Source organism: Sphingomonas naasensis (assembly GCF_004792695.1).
Classification (GTDB): domain Bacteria; phylum Pseudomonadota; class Alphaproteobacteria; order Sphingomonadales; family Sphingomonadaceae; genus Sphingomonas; species Sphingomonas naasensis.
In genome coordinates this window covers 476,256-494,399 of record NZ_SRXU01000002.1, presented here as the reverse complement: position 1 = coordinate 494,399, position 18,144 = coordinate 476,256, and the positions used below count along the sequence as shown (strand labels likewise).

The following is an 18,144-nucleotide window of genomic DNA, read 5'->3' as shown; positions in this document are numbered from 1 at the left end:
GGGGAGGGAGCTCGAACATGGTTTTCAAGTCGTTTGGCGGGGTTTTGGCAGGCGTTGGCGTCATGGCCACCCTGCTGTCGGGGTGCTCCGGGGGGAGCCGGCCCGAATTGCCGCCCGCAGGCAGCGTCGCGACCCGCGAGGCGCCGAGCGACGAATATGTCATCGGCCCGATGGACCAGCTCAATGTCTTCGTGTGGCGCAATCCCGAGCTGTCGGCCAAGGTGCAGGTGCGCCCCGACGGCCGGATCACCACGCCGCTGATCAACGATATGCCCGCGGTGGGAAAGACGCCCGCGATGCTCGCCGACGATCTCAAGTATGCGCTCGGCGAGTATATCAAGGATCCGATCGTCTCGGTGATCGTCGAGAATTTCTCGGGCACCTATAGCCAGCAGGTCCGTGTCGTCGGCGCGACCGAGAAGCCGGCATCGATCCCCTACCGTGCCAACATGACCGCGCTCGACGCGATGATCGCGGTGGGCGGCCTCAGCGAATATGCTTCGGGCAATCGCGCGCGGCTGGTGCGCTACGACAAGGCGACCGGCAAGCAGCGCGAGTACAAGGTCCGCCTCGGCGACCTGCTCAAGAACGGCGATATCTCGGCGAATGTCCGCCTCGAACCGGGCGATGTGCTGATCATCCCCGAGAGCATGTTCTGAGGCGCGGCGGATGGGCAGTCTCTTCGACGAAGCGCGCGCGGCGCTACACGCGATCTGGATGCGGCGCTGGATCGCGCTCGCCATTGCCTGGGGGCTGTGCCTCGCGGGCTGGCTGGTCGTGTCGCAAATGCCGAACAGCTATGAATCGCGCGCGCGGATCTTCGTGCAATTGCGCCAGATCCTGCCGACCGATGGTGTCGCCTCGGCGCAGCAGCAGCAGCGCGACATCGATCGGGTGCGCCAGACGCTGACCTCGGCGGTCAATCTGGAGAAGGTCGTGCGCGGCACGGACATGGCGAAGACCGTGTCGACCAACCAGGATGTCGCCGATCGGATCGCGGGGCTGCAAAAGGCGATCAAGCTCACCGCGCAGCAGGACAATCTGTTCGAGATCACCGTGACCGCGCCGAGCGGCAGGCTCGCGCAGCAGATCGCGCAGAAGCTGATCGACGTGTTCGTCGAGGAGAATCTCGCCGACGGCCGCGATGCCAGCGGCCAATCGCTGCGCTTCCTCGACCAGCAGCTCGACGTCCGCCAGAAGGCGCTGCAGGAAGCCGAAGCCAAGAAGGCCGATTTCGCCGCGCGCTATCTCGGCGCGCTGCCGGGCACCGGATCGCTCAACGACCGGATCGGTGCGGCGCGCGCACAGCTGGCGCAGGTCCAGTCCGACCTCGCTGCGGCGCAGAGCGGGCTGAGCGCGGTCAACGGCCAGATGGCAGGCACGCCGATGAATGTCGCGGGGCAGGGCGGCGCAGTCACCGGACCGGCGCGCGCGCGGCTACAGGCGATCCAGGGGCAACTCGCCGAGGGCCGCGCCCGCGGCTGGACCGACAGCCATCCCGACATGATCGCGCTCAACAGCCAGCTCGCCCAGGCGCAAGCCGCCGCACGCGCAGAGCCTGCGGTGAGTGGCGCGGCGGGCGCGAGCAATCCGCTCTATCTGAGCCTCAAGGCGATGCAGGCCGACAAGGCCTCTACCGTTGCGGCGCTGACCCAGCGCAAGAGCCAGATCGAAGGCGATCTCGCCCAGTTCGAGGCCAAGATGGCCGAATCGCCCGGCGTCGCTGCCGAGCAGGGCCAGATCGACCGTGAATATCAGGTCCTCAAGGACCAATATGACAAATTGCTCTCGGATCGCGAGCAGGTGCGCATCCGCAGCCAGGCGCAGACCGAGACCGACGCGGTCAAGTTCGACATCGTCGATCCGCCGACGCTGGCGCGCGCGCCGACCAAGCCCAATCGGCCGCTGCTGCTCGCCGCGGTACTGATCGCTGGGCTGGGCGCGGGCGTGGCGGGGGCGTTCGGGCTCGACAAGCTGACCACGACCTTCCCGACTGCGGCACGACTCGAAAAGGTGAGCGGGATGCCGGTGATCGGATCGATCGGCGAAGTGCTGAGCGGCGCCGAAGTTGCGCTGCGCCGCCGCAAGCTGCGGCTGTTCATGGGCGCAGCCGCGGGGCTGGCGGTGGCCTTTGTCGGGATGCTCGGGCTCGAGATGGTCCAGCGCGGAATGGGGGCCTGAGATGAACGACGAAACCCCGCGCCGCTATCGTGGCTCGCTGCTCGAACGGGCGGCCGAGCAATATGGCTATCTGCGCCCGGCGACTCCACCGGTCGTGCCGATTTCGGTGCCCGACGAAGAGCCGCTGACGCTCACCGAGATCGCACCCGAGCTGCCGGAGGTGGTGGCCGAGGTCGAGGCGCCTGCGCCCGTGCCGCAGCCTGCGCCGCAGCCCCGGCCGGCACCGCGCACCGGCCGTCGCGAAGCCCCGATCGACCGGATCGCGCTGCGCGAGGGCGGGATGCTGGTGCCGGGCGACCGGGTGACCGCGATGGCGGAAGAGTTCCGCATGGTGAAGCGCCAGCTGCTGCTCACCGCGCGCGCCGTGGCGGGGCAGGATGCCGGCGCGGCCGATCGCGCGCGGATGATCCTCGTCTGCTCGGCGCAGCCCGACGAGGGCAAGACCTTCTGCGCGATCAACCTCGCGCTCTCGATGGCGGCCGAGAAGGACATGGAGATCCTGCTCGTCGACGCCGATTTCGCCAAGCCCGACGTGCTCGGGCGGCTGGGCCTGCCCGAGGGGCCGGGCCTGCTCGACGCGCTTTCGGGTGCGGTGGCGAATGTCGAGGACTGCATCATCGATACCGATGTGCCGCAGCTCTCGGTGCTGCCCGCCGGCGCGCACAGCAACAGCGACACCGAGCTGCTGGCGAGCGATCGCGCGCGGGCGATCGTCGACGGGCTGGCGCGTGCCAATCCGCGCCGCATCGTGATCTTCGATTCGCCGCCGGCGCTCGCCGCCTCGCCCGCATCGGTGCTGGCCGCGCTGGTCGGGCAGGTGATGCTCGTCGTCCGCGCCGATCGCACCAGCGAGAGCGATCTGCGCGACGCGGTCAACACCCTCGATGGCTGCGAGCACATCCAGCTGCTGCTCAATTCGGTTTCGTTCCAGCCCGGCGGTCGCCGGTTCGGAAGCTATTACGGGGAGGCGGGGGAGTGACCCGGCTTGTCATCACCGCGGGGGTCGCGCTGCTCTGCGCCGCCGCGCCGGCACAGGCGCAGCGGACGCGCGTGACGCCTTATATCGAGGCGAGCCAGGTGCTCGTCTCGGATCTCAACCGGGGCGGCGACGTGCTGACCTATTCGACGGTCGGCGCCGGCATCGACGCGCAGGTGACCAGCCGCCGTGTCGAGGTGCAGGTCAGCTACCAGTACGAGCACCGCTTCTCCTACGACAAGGATCTGGCGGACGATTCGATGCACAGCGGCCTCGCCCAGGCACGCGCCAAGATCACTCCCGAACTGACGATCGAGGCTGGCGCGATCGCCGCGCGCGGCCGCGCGGATATCCGCGGCGACGCGTTCGCGACCTCGCAGGGCAATGTCGGCAACAGTAGCCAAGTGTTCGCCGGCTATGTCGGGCCGAGCCTCGCCACGCATATCGGCCCGGCGTTCGCCAACGCCGCCTATCGCTTCGGCTATACCAAGGTCGAGGCACCCAATGGCGGCACCGGCGTTCCCGCGGGCCAGCCGCCGCTCGATCGTTACGACGATTCGAAGGTTCATGTCGCGACTGCCAGCGTCGGGGTGAAGTCGGGGACGGTGCTGCCGGTCGGCGTCACTGCGAGCGGTTCCTACACCCGCGAGGATGCCGGGCAGCTCGACCAGCGTTTCGAAGGCAAATACGCGCGCGGCGACGTGGTGCTGCCGGTCGGGCGCGGCGTCGCGCTCACGGCGGGCGTCGGCTACGAGAAGATCGAAGTCAGCCAGCGCGACGCGCTGATCAGCGGCGGCGCGCCGGTGATCGACCGCAACGGGCGCTTCGTGACCGATCCGGCCTCGCCGCGCCGCATTGCCTATGATTTCGACGGCACTTTCTGGGACGCGGGCGTGATCTGGCGCCCGAGCCGCCGCACCTTCCTCGAGGCGCGCGTCGGCCGGCGCTATGGCTCGATGAGCTACACCGGATCGGCGAGCTATCAGATCGGCCCGGGCAGCGGCGTGCAGATCGGCGTGTACGACAGCGTCGAGACCTTCGGGCAGGAGCTCAACGGCCAGCTGACCCGGCTGCCGACTGCGTTCGTGACCACCACCGATCCGTTCGGTAACCAGTTCGGCGGCTGCATCTTCGGCACCAACGGCGCCGCGGCAGGCGGCTGCCTCAACCAGGTGTTCGCTTCGACGGTCACCTCGGCCTATCGCGCCCGCGGCGTAACCGGCATCGCGGTGCTCAATCGCGGCAGCACGCGGATCGGCATCGGCGGCGGCTATGCGCGGCGCACCTTCCTCGCGCCGCAGAGCGTGGGCGGGGTGAGCATCGACGGCACGTCGGACGAGAGCATCTACGCGCAGCTGTTCGCCTCGGGTGATGTCGGCCGCAACGGCTCGGTCAGCACCAGCGTGTTCGGCAGCTACTACGATACCGACCTCGCCAATGCGCAGGGCATCCTGGGCTGGGGCGCGAACACGGCATATACGCACACATTCGGACCGCTCGGCGCGACCGCGTCGCTCGGGCTGTTCGGTTTCGACAGGGAAGGCGACAACAATGCTTCCGCGCAGGCGCAGGCATTGGTGGGTCTCCGCTACGGGTTCTGAGGGACTGAGGCAGATGTACGACGACCATTATGGATTGAGCGGGCGGCCCTTCCAGCTGACGCCGGATCCGCGCTTCTGGTTCGATACCGCGACGCATCGCAAGGCGATGGCCTATCTCGGCTATGGGCTGAGCCAGGGCGAAGGCTTCGTGGTGATCACCGGCGATCCGGGCGTGGGCAAGACCACGCTGATGGGGCATCTGCTCGGCGAGATCGACGAGCAGCGCCTCAACGTCATCAAGATCGTCTCGACCCAGCTGCGCCCCGAAGATCTGCTCCAGACCGTGTGCGCGGGGCTCGAGATCGACGCGACCGGCGCGAGCAAGGCGGCGATGCTCGCCGCGATCGAGCATGGCCTGCACGCGGTCGCGCGCGACGGGCGCCGCACGCTGCTGATCATCGACGAGGCGCAGGCGCTGCCCGCCGAAAGCCTCGAAGAGCTGCGCATGCTCTCCAACTTCCAGGCCGGCGGCTATCCGCTGCTCCAGATCTTCCTGCTCGGCCAGCCCGAGTTCCGGCTGACCCTGCAGGACGGCACGCTCGAGCAGTTGCGTCAGCGCGTGATCGCGATGCACCATCTCGCCCCGATGGATCCGGCCGAAGTCGAGCCCTATCTGCTCCACCGCCTGTCGTGCGTCGGCTGGCGCGGCAAGCCGCGCTTCACCAACGACGCGCTGGCGGCGATGCACCGTTGGTCGGGCGGCATCCCGCGCCGCGTCAACCAGCTCGCTGGCCGCGTGCTCCTGTTCGGCGCGATCGAGCAGCTCGATACCTTCGGCGCGCCCGAAGTGGCGGCGGTGATCGCCGATCTCGACAATGACTCCGCGGGCGCCCCGGCAGCGAAGCGCAACGATGCGTTCGTCGAGCCGCTCGAGCTGCGCGACATCGCGCCGCTGGCGATGGGCATCCCGACGTCGTCGGATCCGGGCAAGGCGCGCCCGCTGATCGCGGAGGCGGAAGTTCCCGCACCCGCACCCGCACCGGCCCCGGTGCCGGTCGCCGACCCCATGATCGATCTCCGCATCGCCGCGCTCGAGAAGCAGATCCAGGAACAGGATGCGGCGCTGCGCCGCGTGCTGACCCTGCTCGTCGACTGGGTCGAGAGCGGCGACGGCGAGCGTCGGCCGGACCTGTCGAGCCTGCGCGGGCACGCGGCTGCCTGAGCGCATGCTGACCAACGGGCTCTCGGTTGATGTCGAGGACTGGTTTCAGGTCGGTGCGTTCGAGAAGACGATCGCGCGCGACGACTGGGACCGGCTCGAGCATCGCGTCGAGGCGAACACCGATCGCGTGCTCGCCCTGTTCGGCGCGGCGGAGGTCAAGGCCACTTTCTTCACGCTCGGCTGGGTGGCGAAGCGCTATCCGGCGCTGATCCGCCGCATCGCCGACGCCGGGCACGAAGTCGCCAGCCATGGCTGGGCGCATCAGCGCGTCTTCACGATGGACGCGGCGCAATTCCGTGCCGACCTTGCCGACGCGCGCGCGGCGCTCGAGGATGCGAGCGGGACCGAAGTGATCGGCTATCGCGCGCCGAGCTTCTCGATCGACGCGCGCACCCCCTGGGCGCATGCCGAACTCGCCGAGGCGGGCTATCTCTATTCGTCGAGCATCGCGCCGATCCGACATGATCATTATGGCTGGCCCGAGGCGCCGCGCGGTCCGTTCCGCCCCGTCGCGGATGCCGGCCTGATCGAGTTGCCCGTCACCATCGCGACCGTGTTCGGGCGCGAGATCACCGCCGGCGGTGGCTTTTTCCGTCTTTTGCCCAACGGCGTGACCGATCGTGCGGTGCGGACGGCCAATGCGGGCGCGACGCCGGCGATCTTCTATTTCCATCCGTGGGAGGTCGATCCCGGTCAGCCGCGCGTTGCCAACGCCCCGCTCAAGTCGAAGCTCAGGCACTATGCCCGGCTCGGCGCGATGGCTGGCAAGCTCGCGAAGCTGATCGATACGCATGCATGGGGTCGGATCGACACGATCGCCGCGCGCGAGGCGGAGCGGCTGCAGTGAACGCGCCGTTGCTGGCGCGGCCGCTGGCGCTGCGCGTCGCCGATCTGGGCGACGCGAACGAGCGCGCGCGGATCGGCGCGTGGTTGCTCGAACAGCCCGGCGCTACGCCCTTCCATCTCCCGGTGTGGAGCGCTGCCGTGGCACGCGGCTGCCGGCAGAACAGCCATTATCTGGTCGCCGAGGGCGCAGGCGGTATCGCGGGGGTGCTGCCGCTCACCGAAGTGCATTCGCCGTTGTTCGGGCGCGCGCTGGTTTCCGCGGGGTTCGGGGTCGGCGGCGGCATCCTCGCCGACAAGCCCGCGACTGCGGACGCGCTTGCCAAGGCGGCCTGGGCGCTGGCGGGGCGGCTGAGCTGCCCGACGGTCGAGCTGCGCGGTGGCGCGAACCCGGGGGCGGCGTGGCAGGTCGACGCGACGACTTATTGCGGCTTCGCGCGCGATCTCGCGGGCGACGACGAGGCGGAGCTGCTCGCGATCCCGCGCAAGCAGCGCGCCGAGGTGCGGCGGTCGTTCACCAACGACCTCGCGATCGAGACCGGCACCGACGCTGCGGCCCACTACGCGCTCTATGCCGAGTCGGTGCGCAACCTCGGAACGCCGGTGTTTCCACGCGCCTTGTTCGCCGAAGTTCTCGCCGGGTTCGGCGCGGGCGCCGACATGCTTACCGTGCGCCATCAGGGGCTGGGCGTGGCGAGCGTGCTCAGCCTCTACTGGAACGGCACCGTCTATCCCTATTGGGGCGGCGGGGGCGAAGCGGCGCGGGCGCTGCGCGCGAACGATGCGATGTATTTCGCGCTGATGCGCCACGCCCGCGAACGCGGCTGCACGCGCTTCGATTTCGGGCGCTCCAAGACGGGGACGGGCGCGGCGGCGTTCAAGAAGAATTGGGGGTTCGAGCCCGAACCGCTCGCCTATTTCACTCGCGCACCCGAAGGCGCGACGGCACGCAAGATCAATCCGCTCGATCCGAAATACAGCCTGCAGGTGCGCGCGTGGAAGCGGCTGCCGCTCTGGGCGGCGAACCGGCTGGGCCCGTGGATCGCGCGCGGGCTCGGCTGATGGGAGACATTCTCTTCCTCGCGCACCGCGTGCCTTTTCCGCCCGACCGTGGCGACAAGATCCGCAGCTTTCACATGCTCCGGCATCTCGCGGCGCGCGGGCGGGTCCATCTGGCGGCGTTCGCCGACGATGCGCGCGACATGGACCGGCCCGAGCTGGCGGCGCTGACCGCAAGTCGTGCGATCGTGCGGCGGTCGAAGCCGCAGATCGTGGCGGGGCTGCAGGCACTGGCGTCGGGGCGGCCGCTGTCGCTGACTGCGTTCGACCATGCCGCGATGCGCCGCGTGGTCGCCGAAATGCTGGCGCGGGAGGATATCGACACGATCTTCGTCTTCTCGAGCCAGATGGCGCAATATCTGCCCGCCGAGCCGGGCGCGCGGGTGATCATGGATTTCGTCGACATGGATTCGGCCAAGTTCGCCGCCTATGCCGAGGAAGCGAAGGGGGCGATGCGCTGGCTCTATGCGCGCGAGGCTGGGCTGCTGCAGGGCTTCGAGCAAGCCGTGGCGGCGCGTGCCGATGCGAGCCTGTTCGTCAGCGATGCCGAGGCGGCGCTGTTCCGGGGCGCGACCGGCGCCGAACGCGTGGAGGCGATCGAGAACGGCATCGACACCGCGCTCTTCGACCCCGCGGCGGCGTTCGCGCCGGTGGAAGCGGGCGAGGCGCTGATCGTGTTCACCGGACAAATGGATTACCGGCCCAATATCGAGGCGGTGAGCTGGTTCGTCGAGGCGATCCTGCCGCGAGTGCGCGTGGCGCATCCCGAGGCGCGTTTCGCGATCGTCGGGCGCAATCCGGGCGAGGCGGTGAAGGCGTTGGCGCGCCACGACGGCGTGACCGTCACCGGCGAGGTCGCCGATGTGCGCGGCTGGCTGGCGGCGGCCGCGGTGGTGGTGGCGCCGCTCAAGCTCGCGCGGGGGATCCAGAACAAGGTGCTCGAGGCGATGGCGATGGCGCGGCCGGTGGTCGCGTCGAGCGCAGCGGCGGAAGGGATCGACCATGACGGCACGATCGCCGTCGGGGCGACCGCGGCCGATCTCGAGGAAGCCGTGAACACGCTGCTTTCCGACCGCGAGCACGCGGCGAGGCTCGGCCGCGAGGCGCGCGCGCGGGTGATCGCGCGCTATGGCTGGGATGCGCGGCTGGCGCCGCTCGATGCGCTGCTCGGCCTCGCGGCGACGCAAGTGGCGGCGGCGTGACCGTCGCGGTTCCCCAGAGCGACTTCACCGCCGTCGCGGCGCGGTTCGATGCGCGGTGGAAGCGGCACGCGGCGATGCTCACGGCCGGCTGGCTGGCGCTGCTGGTGCTGTTCCGCCGCGACGCGCTCGATCTGGCGACGATCTACTGGACCAACACCACGTTCGGCCACTGCCTGTTCATCGCGCCGGTGATCGGCTGGCTGGTCTGGCAGCGGCGGCACGGGCTCGCGCGGGTGCGGCCGCAGGGCTGGTGGCCGGGGCTGGCGCTGGTCGCGGCGGGCGGGCTCGGCTGGCTGCTCGGCGACGCGGCCGGGGTGGCGCTGTTCCGCCATGCCGGGCTGGTGCTGATGCTGCAGGGCGCCGTGGTCAGCGTGCTCGGGCCCAATGTCAGTCGGGCGCTGCTGTTCCCGCTCGCCTATATGGCGTTTCTCGTGCCCTTCGGCGATTTCCTCGAGGGGCCGCTGCAGACGATCACCGTCGCGATGGTGATGCCGCTGCTCCATCTGTTTGGCGTGCCGGCGAGCGTCGACGGGGTGCTGATCACCACGTCGAACGGCTATTTCGAAGTCGCCGAGGCGTGCTCGGGGGCCAAGTTCGTGATCGCGATGATCGCGTTCGGAGTGCTCGTCGCCAATGTCTGCTACGTCTCGTGGACGCGGCGCGCGGCATTCCTCGCGATGGCGCTGGTCGTGCCCGTTCTCGCCAATGGCCTGCGCGCGTTCGGGACGATCTATGCGGCATGGTGGACCTCGGTCGAGGCGGCCACCGGTTTCGATCATATCGTCTATGGCTGGGTGTTCTTCGCGCTGGTGATGGCGGCGGTGCTGACGATCGGCTGGAAATGGTTCGACCGCGATCCCGACGCGGCGTGGTTCGATCCGGCGCGGTTGCAGGCGCAGCCGAAAGCGCGGGCCGAGGCTTCGGTGGTGGTGCTGCTCGCGCTCACCGTCGCCAGCCTGTTTCTCGGCTGGGCGAGCCTGATCGCTGCGCGCGCGACGCCGCTGCCGGCGAGAGGGGAACTGCCCGAGGTCGCGGGCTGGCATCGGGTCGGGGCGAGCACGGTGGCGCCCTGGACGCCCAACTATCCCGGTGCCGATCGCTTCCTGATCCAGCGCTACGCGGATGACGACGGCCGTACGGTCGACCTCGCTGTGGCTGCCTATGCGAGCCAGCACGAGGGCAGGGAACTGGTCGGCTTCGGCATCGGCGCGATCCGCGAGAATGACCGCTGGGTGCGCATCGCCGACCTGCCCGATCTCTCGGGCGGTCACGCGCTGCGCATGACCGGTCCCGGGCGGGTGGAACGCGTGACGGTTAGTTGGTACCGCGTCGGCGGAAAGCTGACCGGGAGCGACAGCCAAGTGAAGTTCGAAACGCTGAAGGCCAAGTTGCTGGGGGGGAATCAGGCCGCGGTGGCGGTGCTGCTGTCGGCCGAGCAGGGCAACGACGCGCATGCTGCGGCGGCGATCGAGGATTTCCTCGGTGCGCTCGGCCCGGTCGACGCCTTCGCCGACCGTATCGCCGGCGGCCGCTAGCCATGTGCGGCATCGCGGGGCTCTATTACCCCGCCATCGCGAAACCCGTCGAACCCGCGCGCATCGTCCAGATGCGCGACGCGCTGGCGCATCGCGGGCCCGACGGCGCGGGGATGTGGACCGCGCCGGGGGTCGGGCTCGGCCATCGCCGGCTGTCGATCATCGATCTCGAAGGCGGCGTCCAGCCGATGGCGACGCCCGACGAGAGCGTCGTCGTCACCTTCAACGGCGAGATCTACAATTTCCGCGAGGTGCGCGCCGCGCTCGAGGCCAAGGGCGCGCGCTTCCGCACCGAAAGCGACACCGAGGTGCTGCTCCACGGCTGGAAGGCATGGGGCCCGGCGATGCTCGAGAAGCTCAACGGCATGTTCGCCTTCGCGCTCTACGACGCGGAGAAGCAGAGCCTGTTCCTCGCGCGCGACCGGTTCGGGGTGAAGCCGCTCGTCTATACCAAGCTCGCCGACGGCGCGGTGGCGTTCGCCTCCGAGATCAAGGGATTGCTTGCGCATCCGCTGTTCCGGCGGCGGCCCGATTTCCGCGCGGTCGAGGACTATCTCGGGCTCGGCTATGTGCCCGACGACGCCTCGCTGCTCGTTGGCGTGAAGAAGCTGCCGGCAGGCCATTATCTGCTGCTTCAGCGCGGCAAGCGCATCCCCCAGCCGGTGCGCTGGTGGGATGTCGACTTCTCGAAGCGGGCGACCGGCAAGCTGCGCGATCTCGAGGCCGAGCTCATCGCGCATATGCGCGAGGCGGTGCGTGCGCGGATGATCGCCGATGTGCCGCTCGGCGCGTTCCTGTCGGGCGGGGTCGACAGCAGCGCGGTGGTCGCGCTGATGGCCGAGGCGAGCAAGGCGGCAGTCAAGACCTGCACGATCGGCTTCGACGAGGCCGGGCACGACGAGAGCGCCCATGCGAAGGCGATCGCCGAGCGCTTCGCCACCGCGCATCGCTCGCGGAGGGTCGATTCCGATGACTTCGCGCTGATCGACACGCTGGTCGCGGCGTTCGACGAGCCCTTTGCCGACGCCTCGGCGCTGCCGACCTATCGGGTGTGCGAGCTGGCGCGCGAGACGGTCACCGTGGCGCTGTCGGGCGACGGCGCCGACGAGGCGTTCGCCGGCTATCGGCGCTACAAATTCTTCGCCGCCGAGGAGCGGGTGCGCGGGCTGCTGCCCGAGACGCTGCGCGCCAATGTCTTCGGGACGCTGGGGCGATTCTATCCCAAGGCCGATTGGGCGCCGCGGCCGCTCCGGGCAAAGACGACGCTGCTCTCGCTCGCCGAGAGCGGCGAGGCGGCCTATGCGCGGGCGGTGGGCGTCACCACCCCCGAGCTGCGCGACCGGCTCTACACCAGCGCGGCGAAGCACACGCTGGCGGGGCACCGCGCCGAGCAGCGCTACCTCGACACGATGCGCAAGGCGCCGGCGCGCGATGCGCTCGACCGCGCCCAATATGCCGACATCAAGCATTGGTTGCCGGGCGACATCCTGACCAAGGTCGACCGCACCAGCATGGCGGTGAGCCTCGAGGCGCGCGAGCCGTTGCTCGACTATCGGCTCGTCGAGTTCGCCGCGACCCTGCCGCCTTCGTTGCGGATCAAGGCCGGGCAGGGCAAATGGCTGATGAAGAAGGCGCTCGAGCCGTGGTTGCCCAGGGACATCCTCTATCGGCCCAAAATGGGGTTCGTGACGCCGATCAGCGCGTGGTTCCGCACCGCGCTCGCCGACGAGGCCGCGGGGCTGGCGCGCGCGCGGGTGCTGGCGGGGACGGGGTGGTTCGAACCGGCCGCGATCGAGAAGCTCGCCGCCGACCACAAGGCCGGGCGCGCCGAGCATGGCCGGACCCTGTGGCAGCTGCTGATGCTCGAACGCAGCCTCGAGCGCCTATTCGGCTAGAACCTCAGACCTGATACAGCAGCGCGATCCCGGCGTGGAGAGTCAGCGCCATCAGCGCGAGGGTCGACAGCACGAACAGGCCGAAGCGGACCGCGACCTTGTTGAACGTCGCCTGGACGAGGCTGTGGACGATGCGCAGGCCGACATAGGCCCAGGCGATCCACGCGTTGATCCCGTCGCCCTGGCCGAGCAAGGCTAGCGCGAAGCAGATCGCGTAGAACAGCGTCGGCTGCTCCATCAGATGGATGTAGTTATGCGCCTTCCACTGCACCTGCGGCGGCAGCACCCTGTCGGCATCGCTGGCCTTGGTGCCGGTCAGCTTGGTGAGGTCGACGCCCGCCGCGCGCATCGCGGGCAGGCGAGTCAGCATCATCCAGACGAGCATGACCAGCGACCAGGCGATCAGCGCCACGACTGGCGCGAGAATTTGGCTGTGCATTTCGGGGTCCCCTCCGATTGTTACGCGAGGCTGCCGCAATCAGTTCGGGAATGCAACGGATCTAGCGTTTGGCGGTCCAGCGCGCGAAGACGTCGGTCCATAGCCGACCGGGCGAGTCCGCGGGGAGATGGAGCGCGCCGAAGCCATGGCCACCCTTCTCGAAGAGATGCGCCTCGACCGGCACCTTGTGGGTGCGGCAGGCGTCGATCATCGCGAGGCTCTGCTGGACCGGGACGGTGCCGTCGTCGAACGCATGGACGAGAAAGATCGGCGGCGTCGCGGGGCTGACCCGGTCGAGCGGCGTGTAGCGCGCCTTGGTGGCGTCGTCGGTCGTCTCGCCCCAGAGGCCGTTGCTCTTGCGATCCTCGAACCCCGCCGAATGGAACGAGACCGCGGGATAGACGAGCCCGGCATAGGCGGGGCGCGCCGAGCCGCTGTCGGCGGCGTCGACCGGCTTGTAGACCGGATCGTCATGGCCGACCGCCAGCGATCCGCCGAGATGGCCGCCGGCCGAGAAGCCGACCAGCCCGAGCTTCGCCGGATCGATGCCATATTTGCCGGCATTGGCGCGGATCAGCCGCATCGCGCGCTGGGCGTCCTGCAAGGGCACGTCGGCGCGGTTGGCCCAGCCTTCGCCGGGCAGGCGATAGGCGAGGACGAAGACGGTGATGCCGTGCGGGGTCAGCGCCCTGGCGACATCGACGCCTTCATTCTCGACCGAGACGAAGCCATAGCCGCCGCCGGGGATCGACAGCACCGCGCGGCCATCGGGCCTGGCAGGGCGATAGACGCCGACCATCGGCTCGGAGACGCCGCGCAGCCACAGCTCCTTGAAGCTGCCGTTGATCGTGAAGTTGTTGGCGGGAAGCGGCGAGGGCGCGCCCGGCGGGGTGCCGGGCCAGAGCCTGAAATGCTCCCCCGGCGGCCAGGCGGCGGTGCCGGTGCCGGGGACATAGGGGGTGGGAGCGTCCTGCGCCTTTGCGGCCGCTGCGAGCGTGAGCCCCATGACCCCTCCCATCAGCGTGCGGCGATCGATCGACATGGCATGCTCCCCCTCGATTTTATCCTACAGCTGCGCGGCCGATTTGTTGGATTTGCGGCGTCTAGAGTCGCAATTGTCGCGATACAACGACTCTCCCGTTGCGCGGCGCTGAAATTATGTTTCGTCGGCCGCGCCGAAAAAATCCTACAAACCTTCAAGCGTACAGCGCAAAAGCCTAGCAGCGTCGCGCCGTGTAGGACAGGGCCGGCCGCGATCGGGGCTAGCCCGCCGCCCGGCCATCGAAGCTGCCGCGTGCCGCCTCGATCCGTTCGAGATTGGCCTCCGCCCACAGCCACACCGCGCAAAAGGCGGCGCCGAGGCTCTCGCCGAGATCGGTGAGGCGATAGTCGACATGCGGCGGGATCACCGGATGGACGGTGCGATCGACCAGCCCGTCGCGCTCCATCTGGCGCAGCGTCTGGGTGAGCATCTTCTGGCTGATGCCGGGCACCAGCTTGCCGATCTGGGTGAAGCGGAGATGCGCATATTCGGCGAGTTCCTCGAGGATCAGCATCGTCCATTTGTCGGCGACGCGGCCGATCACCTCGGTGACGAGGGCGTCGACGCGCGGATCGCCGGCATCGGGCCAAGCCTTGGCGCGTTTGGGGGGAAGCGGCGCGGGCTTGGCCAAAATACACTCTCCAAAAGGTAAGTATAAATCTTTTCGGTGCCTTCTTACTCACGGAGAGTATCAATCTAGATTGGCCGCAGCAACCCATCGGAGGAACGATGCGATGAAGACCAGCGGCAACACCATTCTCATCACCGGCGGCGGATCGGGCATCGGCGCGGCGCTCGCGGAGAAGTTTCATGCGCAGGGCAATCGGGTGATCGTCGCCGGGCGGCGTCGCGAGGCGCTCGATGCCGTGGTGGCGGGTCGTGAGGGGATGTTCGCGATGACGCTCGACGTCGAGAGCGCCGAGGGCGTCGAGGATTTCGCGCGGCGGGTGATCGCCGAGCATGCCTCGCTCAACGTGCTGATCAACAATGCCGGGATCATGCGCTACGAGGCGCTCGACACGCGACGGGATCTGGGCGACGCCGAGGCGACGATCACCACCAATCTGCTCGGCCCGATCCGGCTGACCAATGCGCTGATCGACCATTTCACCGCGCGCGGCGACGCGACGATCGTCAATGTCAGCTCGGGGCTCGCCTTCGTGCCGATCGCGCTGGCGCCGACCTATTCGGCGACCAAGGCGGCGATCCACAGCTACACGGTGGCGCTGCGCGACGCGCTGCAGGGCAAGATCGAGGTGATCGAGCTGGCCCCGCCCGCGGTGCAGACCGGACTGACCCCGGGGCAGGAGACCCGCCCGGGCTATCAGCCGCTCGACGCATTCATCGACGAAGTGATGGCGCTGTTCGGGGAGCAGCCGACGCCGGCGGAGATCCTCGTCGAGCGGGTGAAGGGGCTGCGCTTCGCCGAGCGCGAGGGGCGCTTCGATGCGGCGCTGGCGCAGATGGGCGAGATGGTCCGCAAGGCGCGGGCGGGGGAGGAGTCCTGATAATCCTCCCCCGCCAGGGGGAGGTGTCGCCGAAGGCGACGGAGGGGGAGGTAAGCAATCCAATCGCCGTCGTGCTTCCGCCCCCTCCGTCATGCTGCGCATGCCACCTCCCCCTGGCGGGGGAGGACAGCGGAAAGCAAAACGGCCGGGGATCGCTCCCCGGCCGCTTCGTTTCTTCAGTGCTGGAGGCTCAGCCGAACAGCTTGGCCCAGCCGCGCTTGGCGCGGTCCTTCCAGTGGCCGCGGTGATAGGCGTCGCTGGCGAGCAGCGGCATCACCGAGCCGGCCTCGGCGAAGACCATCTGTTCGATGCCGGTGTTGACCTTGCCCCACGACGCGGCCTCCTGCAGCGTCGAGGACGAACAGGCGCCGTCGCGGACGTCGGCGACGGTGATCTGGACGGCGTACTTGTGCACCGCGACGTCCTCATGGCCGAGGATCTCGGCGCAGACGACCGTGTCCTGGATGAAGTTCTTCGGCACGCCGCCGCCGATCATCAGCAGGCCGGTGGTGCCCGCCGCGATCTTGATGTCGGTCAGCTCGCGGAAGTCCGCGACCGCGTCGATCATCAGGTACGGACGGCCTTCCTTGGCCGCGTCGACCTGATGCTTGACGAGACCGAAGCCCGCCGAGCTGTCGACGAAGGCCGGGCAGAAGATCGGCACGTCATGCTCATAAGCGAGCTTGACGAGGCTGTTCTCCTTCTTGCCGTGCTCGACGAGATACTTGCCCATTTCGCGGATGAAAGCGCGCGAGCTGTAGGCCTTGGGCTCGAGGCTCTCGGCGATCTCGAAGATCGTGTGGTCGACGTTCTGGAGGTCTTCCTCGTCGATATAGGTGTCGTAGATGCGGTCGATGTAGAGCGAGCGCAGCGTATCGTCGTCGGGGATCTCGAGCGCCTGATAGTGCTTGTGGCCGAGGCCCTCGAAGAAATCCATGTCGACGATGGTGGCGCCGGTGGCGACGACGACGTCGACCATGTTGTTGCGGATCAGCTCGGCATAGAGGTCCATGCAGCCGCCCGCCGAGGTCGAGCCGGCGATCACGAGGCAGACGGTGCAGTCCTTGTCGGCCAGCATCTCGTTATAGATCCTGGTGGCGCGGCCGAGATCGCGGCTGGTGAAGCTCATGTCCGCCATCGCGTCGACGATCGGGCGCGCGTCGAAGCTGGTGATGTCGATGTGCTTGACCTGCTTCGACAGCAATTCCGCCTTGCGGGTGTCGTTGATCGGCGCATTGGCCGCGGCGGTCTTGAGGAGAGTGTCGGACATGGGAGCTCCCATTCAGCATGGCCGTCGTCGTTCAGGGGACGCGGAAACCCGTGAGGAAGCGGGGCGCATAGAGCACCCCGCTTCCAAATTCAAAGACTGCCGTCTGGCTAGGTCTGGTTACAGCTTGACGACGTTCGAGGCGGGTGCCTGTTCCTCGACCTGCTCGAGATAGAGCGAGGTCATCGGCTCGTCGTCGACGATCACCGTCTGGTCCGAGCCGAAGCCGTTGAACGCGGTGCGCATCGCCGCGCCGTACGCGCCGAGCATGCCGATCTCGATATAGTCGCCGGCACCGATGTCGGCGGGCAGCGGGAACGGGCCCGCCATGTGATCGAGATCGTCGCAGGTCGGCCCGTAGAAGCTGAACTCGACGTCGCGGGCGTTCGAATCCGGCTCGCGAAGGAGACGGACGGGGAAACGCCAGCCGATATGCGCCGCATCGAACAGCGCGCCGTATGCGCCGTCGTTGATGTAGAGCTCGCTGCCGCGACGCTTTTCGACGCGCACGATGATCGAGCTGTACTCGGCGCAGAGCGCACGGCCCGGCTCGGCCCAGAGCTCGGCCGAATAGGAGATCGGCAGGCTCTCGAACGCGCGGTGGATCGTCGCGAAATAAAGCTCGAGCGGAGGAGGCTCCATGCCCGGATAGGACGAGGGGAAGCCACCGCCGACATCGATCACGTCGACCGTGACGCCCGCCTCGACGATCGCGGCGCGGACGCGCTCCATCGCATTGCCGTAGGCCTCGGGCGACATCGCCTGGCTGCCGACATGGAAGCAGATGCCGAGCGCGTCGGCGACCTGACGGGTCGCCATCAGCAGTTCCTTCGACTCGCCGGGGCCGACGCCGAACTTCGACGCGAGGCTGAGCTTCGAATGATCCGACGAAACGCGCATGCGGACGCACAGAGTGAGGTCCCCGGCGCCCTTGGTGGCGGCGACGATCTTCTCGAGTTCTTCGATGCTGTCGAGGCTGAACACGCGGACGCCATGCTCGAAATACGCCTCTGCGATCGCTTCTTCGGCCTTGACCGGGTGCATGAAGCAGAGCGTGGCTTCGGGCAGCGTCGCGGCGACGAGGCGGACCTCGGCGATCGACGCGACGTCGTAATGCGTGATTCCGCTATCCCACAGGATCTGCAGCAGATCGGGGGACGGATTCGCCTTCACGGCATACATCGAGCGACCCGGGAACTTCTCGACGAAGAAGCGGGCGGCACGCGATGCGGCGTGCGGACGAGTCAGCGTGACCGGCTGCACCGGTCGCTGAGCGGCGATGTCGATACCGCGAAGAGCGGTCGATCGGGGAGACGCTAACCCCAGCGCGCGATGATGCTTGTGCAACTCAAGGGACCTCCAAATGCCTTGCGGCAAACATTGACGAAAAGCTGCCTTGCGGTTGGAAGTCCCATGGGGCAGCGGAAGGCGGCA

16 protein-coding genes are annotated in these 18,144 nt (G+C 68.4%); 11 read left to right on the top strand and 5 right to left on the bottom strand.

Translation table 11 applies throughout. The features are described from left to right. The first annotated feature begins 62 nt into the window (after positions 1–62). The 10 genes from E5A74_RS07400 to E5A74_RS07355 all read left to right on the top strand — a co-directional run bounded on the left by E5A74_RS07400 (position 63) and on the right by E5A74_RS07355 (position 12,454). Positions 63–659, top strand: coding sequence for an XrtA/PEP-CTERM system exopolysaccharide export protein (locus E5A74_RS07400; protein ID WP_420822488.1), 597 nt, complete (start codon positions 63–65; stop codon positions 657–659). A gap of 10 nt (positions 660–669) precedes the next feature. Next, positions 670–2,181: an XrtA system polysaccharide chain length determinant gene (locus tag E5A74_RS07395; protein ID WP_135983602.1), complete on the top strand. Its 1,512-nt coding sequence runs from the start codon at positions 670–672 to the stop codon at positions 2,179–2,181. A 1-nt stretch (position 2,182) separates the two neighbouring features. Continuing rightward, positions 2,183–3,160, top strand: coding sequence for an AAA family ATPase (locus tag E5A74_RS07390; RefSeq protein WP_166745682.1), 978 nt, complete (start codon positions 2,183–2,185; stop codon positions 3,158–3,160). Continuing rightward, complete coding sequence (locus E5A74_RS07385) at positions 3,157–4,758, top strand: hypothetical protein (RefSeq protein WP_206365791.1); 1,602 nt, start codon at positions 3,157–3,159, stop codon at positions 4,756–4,758. Before E5A74_RS07390 ends, E5A74_RS07385 begins: the two co-directional genes overlap by 4 nt. Positions 4,759–4,771: 13 nt before the next feature. After that, a complete protein-coding gene (locus E5A74_RS07380; RefSeq protein WP_135983601.1) occupies positions 4,772–5,920 on the top strand; it encodes an AAA family ATPase in 1,149 nt (382 codons plus the stop codon). A 4-nt stretch (positions 5,921–5,924) separates the two neighbouring features. Beyond that, the gene (locus E5A74_RS07375) at positions 5,925–6,767 is read left to right on the top strand and encodes an XrtA system polysaccharide deacetylase (RefSeq protein WP_420822487.1); all 843 of its coding nucleotides are present in this window, start codon (positions 5,925–5,927) and stop codon (positions 6,765–6,767) included. After that, positions 6,764–7,825 carry a FemAB family XrtA/PEP-CTERM system-associated protein gene (locus tag E5A74_RS07370; RefSeq protein WP_135983600.1) on the top strand — a complete coding sequence of 354 codons (1,062 nt, stop codon included), beginning with the start codon at positions 6,764–6,766 and terminating at the stop codon, positions 7,823–7,825. The genes E5A74_RS07375 and E5A74_RS07370 overlap by 4 nt, the downstream gene beginning before the upstream one ends. Beyond that, on the top strand, positions 7,825–9,024 hold the full coding sequence (locus E5A74_RS07365) for a TIGR03087 family PEP-CTERM/XrtA system glycosyltransferase (RefSeq protein WP_135983599.1): 1,200 nt from the start codon (positions 7,825–7,827) through the stop codon (positions 9,022–9,024). Before E5A74_RS07370 ends, E5A74_RS07365 begins: the two co-directional genes overlap by 1 nt. A 74-nt stretch (positions 9,025–9,098) precedes the next feature. Further along, complete coding sequence (gene xrtA, locus E5A74_RS07360; protein WP_135983758.1) at positions 9,099–10,559, top strand: exosortase A; 1,461 nt, start codon at positions 9,099–9,101, stop codon at positions 10,557–10,559. Between the two features lie 2 nt (positions 10,560–10,561). Continuing rightward, positions 10,562–12,454: an XrtA/PEP-CTERM system amidotransferase gene (locus E5A74_RS07355; protein WP_135983598.1), complete on the top strand. Its 1,893-nt coding sequence runs from the start codon at positions 10,562–10,564 to the stop codon at positions 12,452–12,454. 4 nt (positions 12,455–12,458) lie between these two features. On the opposite strand, the gene E5A74_RS07350 is transcribed toward E5A74_RS07355, so the two are convergent. The 3 genes from E5A74_RS07350 to E5A74_RS07340 all read right to left on the bottom strand — a co-directional run bounded on the left by E5A74_RS07350 (position 12,459) and on the right by E5A74_RS07340 (position 14,566). Beyond that, entirely contained in the window at positions 12,459–12,893 is a 435-nt protein-coding gene (locus E5A74_RS07350) for an MAPEG family protein (protein WP_135983597.1), read from the bottom strand. A gap of 61 nt (positions 12,894–12,954) precedes the next feature. Then, on the bottom strand, positions 12,955–13,935 hold the full coding sequence (locus E5A74_RS07345) for an alpha/beta hydrolase (protein WP_135983596.1): 981 nt from the start codon (positions 13,933–13,935) through the stop codon (positions 12,955–12,957). Between the two features lie 220 nt (positions 13,936–14,155). Beyond that, complete coding sequence (locus E5A74_RS07340; protein ID WP_240699713.1) at positions 14,156–14,566, bottom strand: winged helix-turn-helix transcriptional regulator; 411 nt, start codon at positions 14,564–14,566, stop codon at positions 14,156–14,158. Between the two features lie 103 nt (positions 14,567–14,669). On the opposite strand from E5A74_RS07340, the gene E5A74_RS07335 reads away from it, so the two are divergent. Next, on the top strand, positions 14,670–15,443 hold the full coding sequence (locus tag E5A74_RS07335) for an SDR family oxidoreductase (protein ID WP_135983594.1): 774 nt from the start codon (positions 14,670–14,672) through the stop codon (positions 15,441–15,443). Between the two features lie 190 nt (positions 15,444–15,633). Here the strand turns inward: E5A74_RS07335 and E5A74_RS07330 are convergent, their stop codons facing one another. Together E5A74_RS07330 and E5A74_RS07325 are read right to left on the bottom strand one after the other, a co-directional pair. Then, positions 15,634–16,713, bottom strand: a complete 1,080-nt coding sequence (locus E5A74_RS07330; protein WP_135983593.1) for a 1,9-bis(guanidino)-5-aza-nonane synthase — start codon at positions 16,711–16,713, stop codon at positions 15,634–15,636. Between the two features lie 117 nt (positions 16,714–16,830). After that, positions 16,831–18,057, bottom strand: a complete 1,227-nt coding sequence (locus tag E5A74_RS07325) for a type III PLP-dependent enzyme (protein ID WP_135983592.1) — start codon at positions 18,055–18,057, stop codon at positions 16,831–16,833. Between the last annotated feature and the right edge of the window lie 87 nt (positions 18,058–18,144).

Bases quoted from the DNA above. Each gene is read 5' to 3' on its own strand.
- E5A74_RS07395 (WP_135983602.1), top strand. From the start codon at position 670: ATGGGCAGTCTCTTCGACGAAGCGCGCGCGGCGCTACACGCGATCTGG.
- E5A74_RS07380 (WP_135983601.1), top strand. From the start codon at position 4,772: ATGTACGACGACCATTATGGATTGAGCGGGCGGCCCTTCCAGCTGACG.
- xrtA (WP_135983758.1), top strand. From the start codon at position 9,099: ATGCTCACGGCCGGCTGGCTGGCGCTGCTGGTGCTGTTCCGCCGCGAC.
- E5A74_RS07390 (WP_166745682.1), top strand. From the start codon at position 2,183: ATGAACGACGAAACCCCGCGCCGCTATCGTGGCTCGCTGCTCGAACGG.
- E5A74_RS07375 (WP_420822487.1), top strand. From the start codon at position 5,925: ATGCTGACCAACGGGCTCTCGGTTGATGTCGAGGACTGGTTTCAGGTC.
- E5A74_RS07345 (WP_135983596.1), bottom strand. From the start codon at position 13,935: ATGTCGATCGATCGCCGCACGCTGATGGGAGGGGTCATGGGGCTCACG.
- E5A74_RS07400 (WP_420822488.1), top strand. From the start codon at position 63: ATGGCCACCCTGCTGTCGGGGTGCTCCGGGGGGAGCCGGCCCGAATTG.
- E5A74_RS07335 (WP_135983594.1), top strand. From the start codon at position 14,670: ATGAAGACCAGCGGCAACACCATTCTCATCACCGGCGGCGGATCGGGC.
- E5A74_RS07350 (WP_135983597.1), bottom strand. From the start codon at position 12,893: ATGCACAGCCAAATTCTCGCGCCAGTCGTGGCGCTGATCGCCTGGTCG.
- E5A74_RS07365 (WP_135983599.1), top strand. From the start codon at position 7,825: ATGGGAGACATTCTCTTCCTCGCGCACCGCGTGCCTTTTCCGCCCGAC.
- E5A74_RS07355 (WP_135983598.1), top strand. From the start codon at position 10,562: ATGTGCGGCATCGCGGGGCTCTATTACCCCGCCATCGCGAAACCCGTC.
- E5A74_RS07330 (WP_135983593.1), bottom strand. From the start codon at position 16,713: ATGTCCGACACTCTCCTCAAGACCGCCGCGGCCAATGCGCCGATCAAC.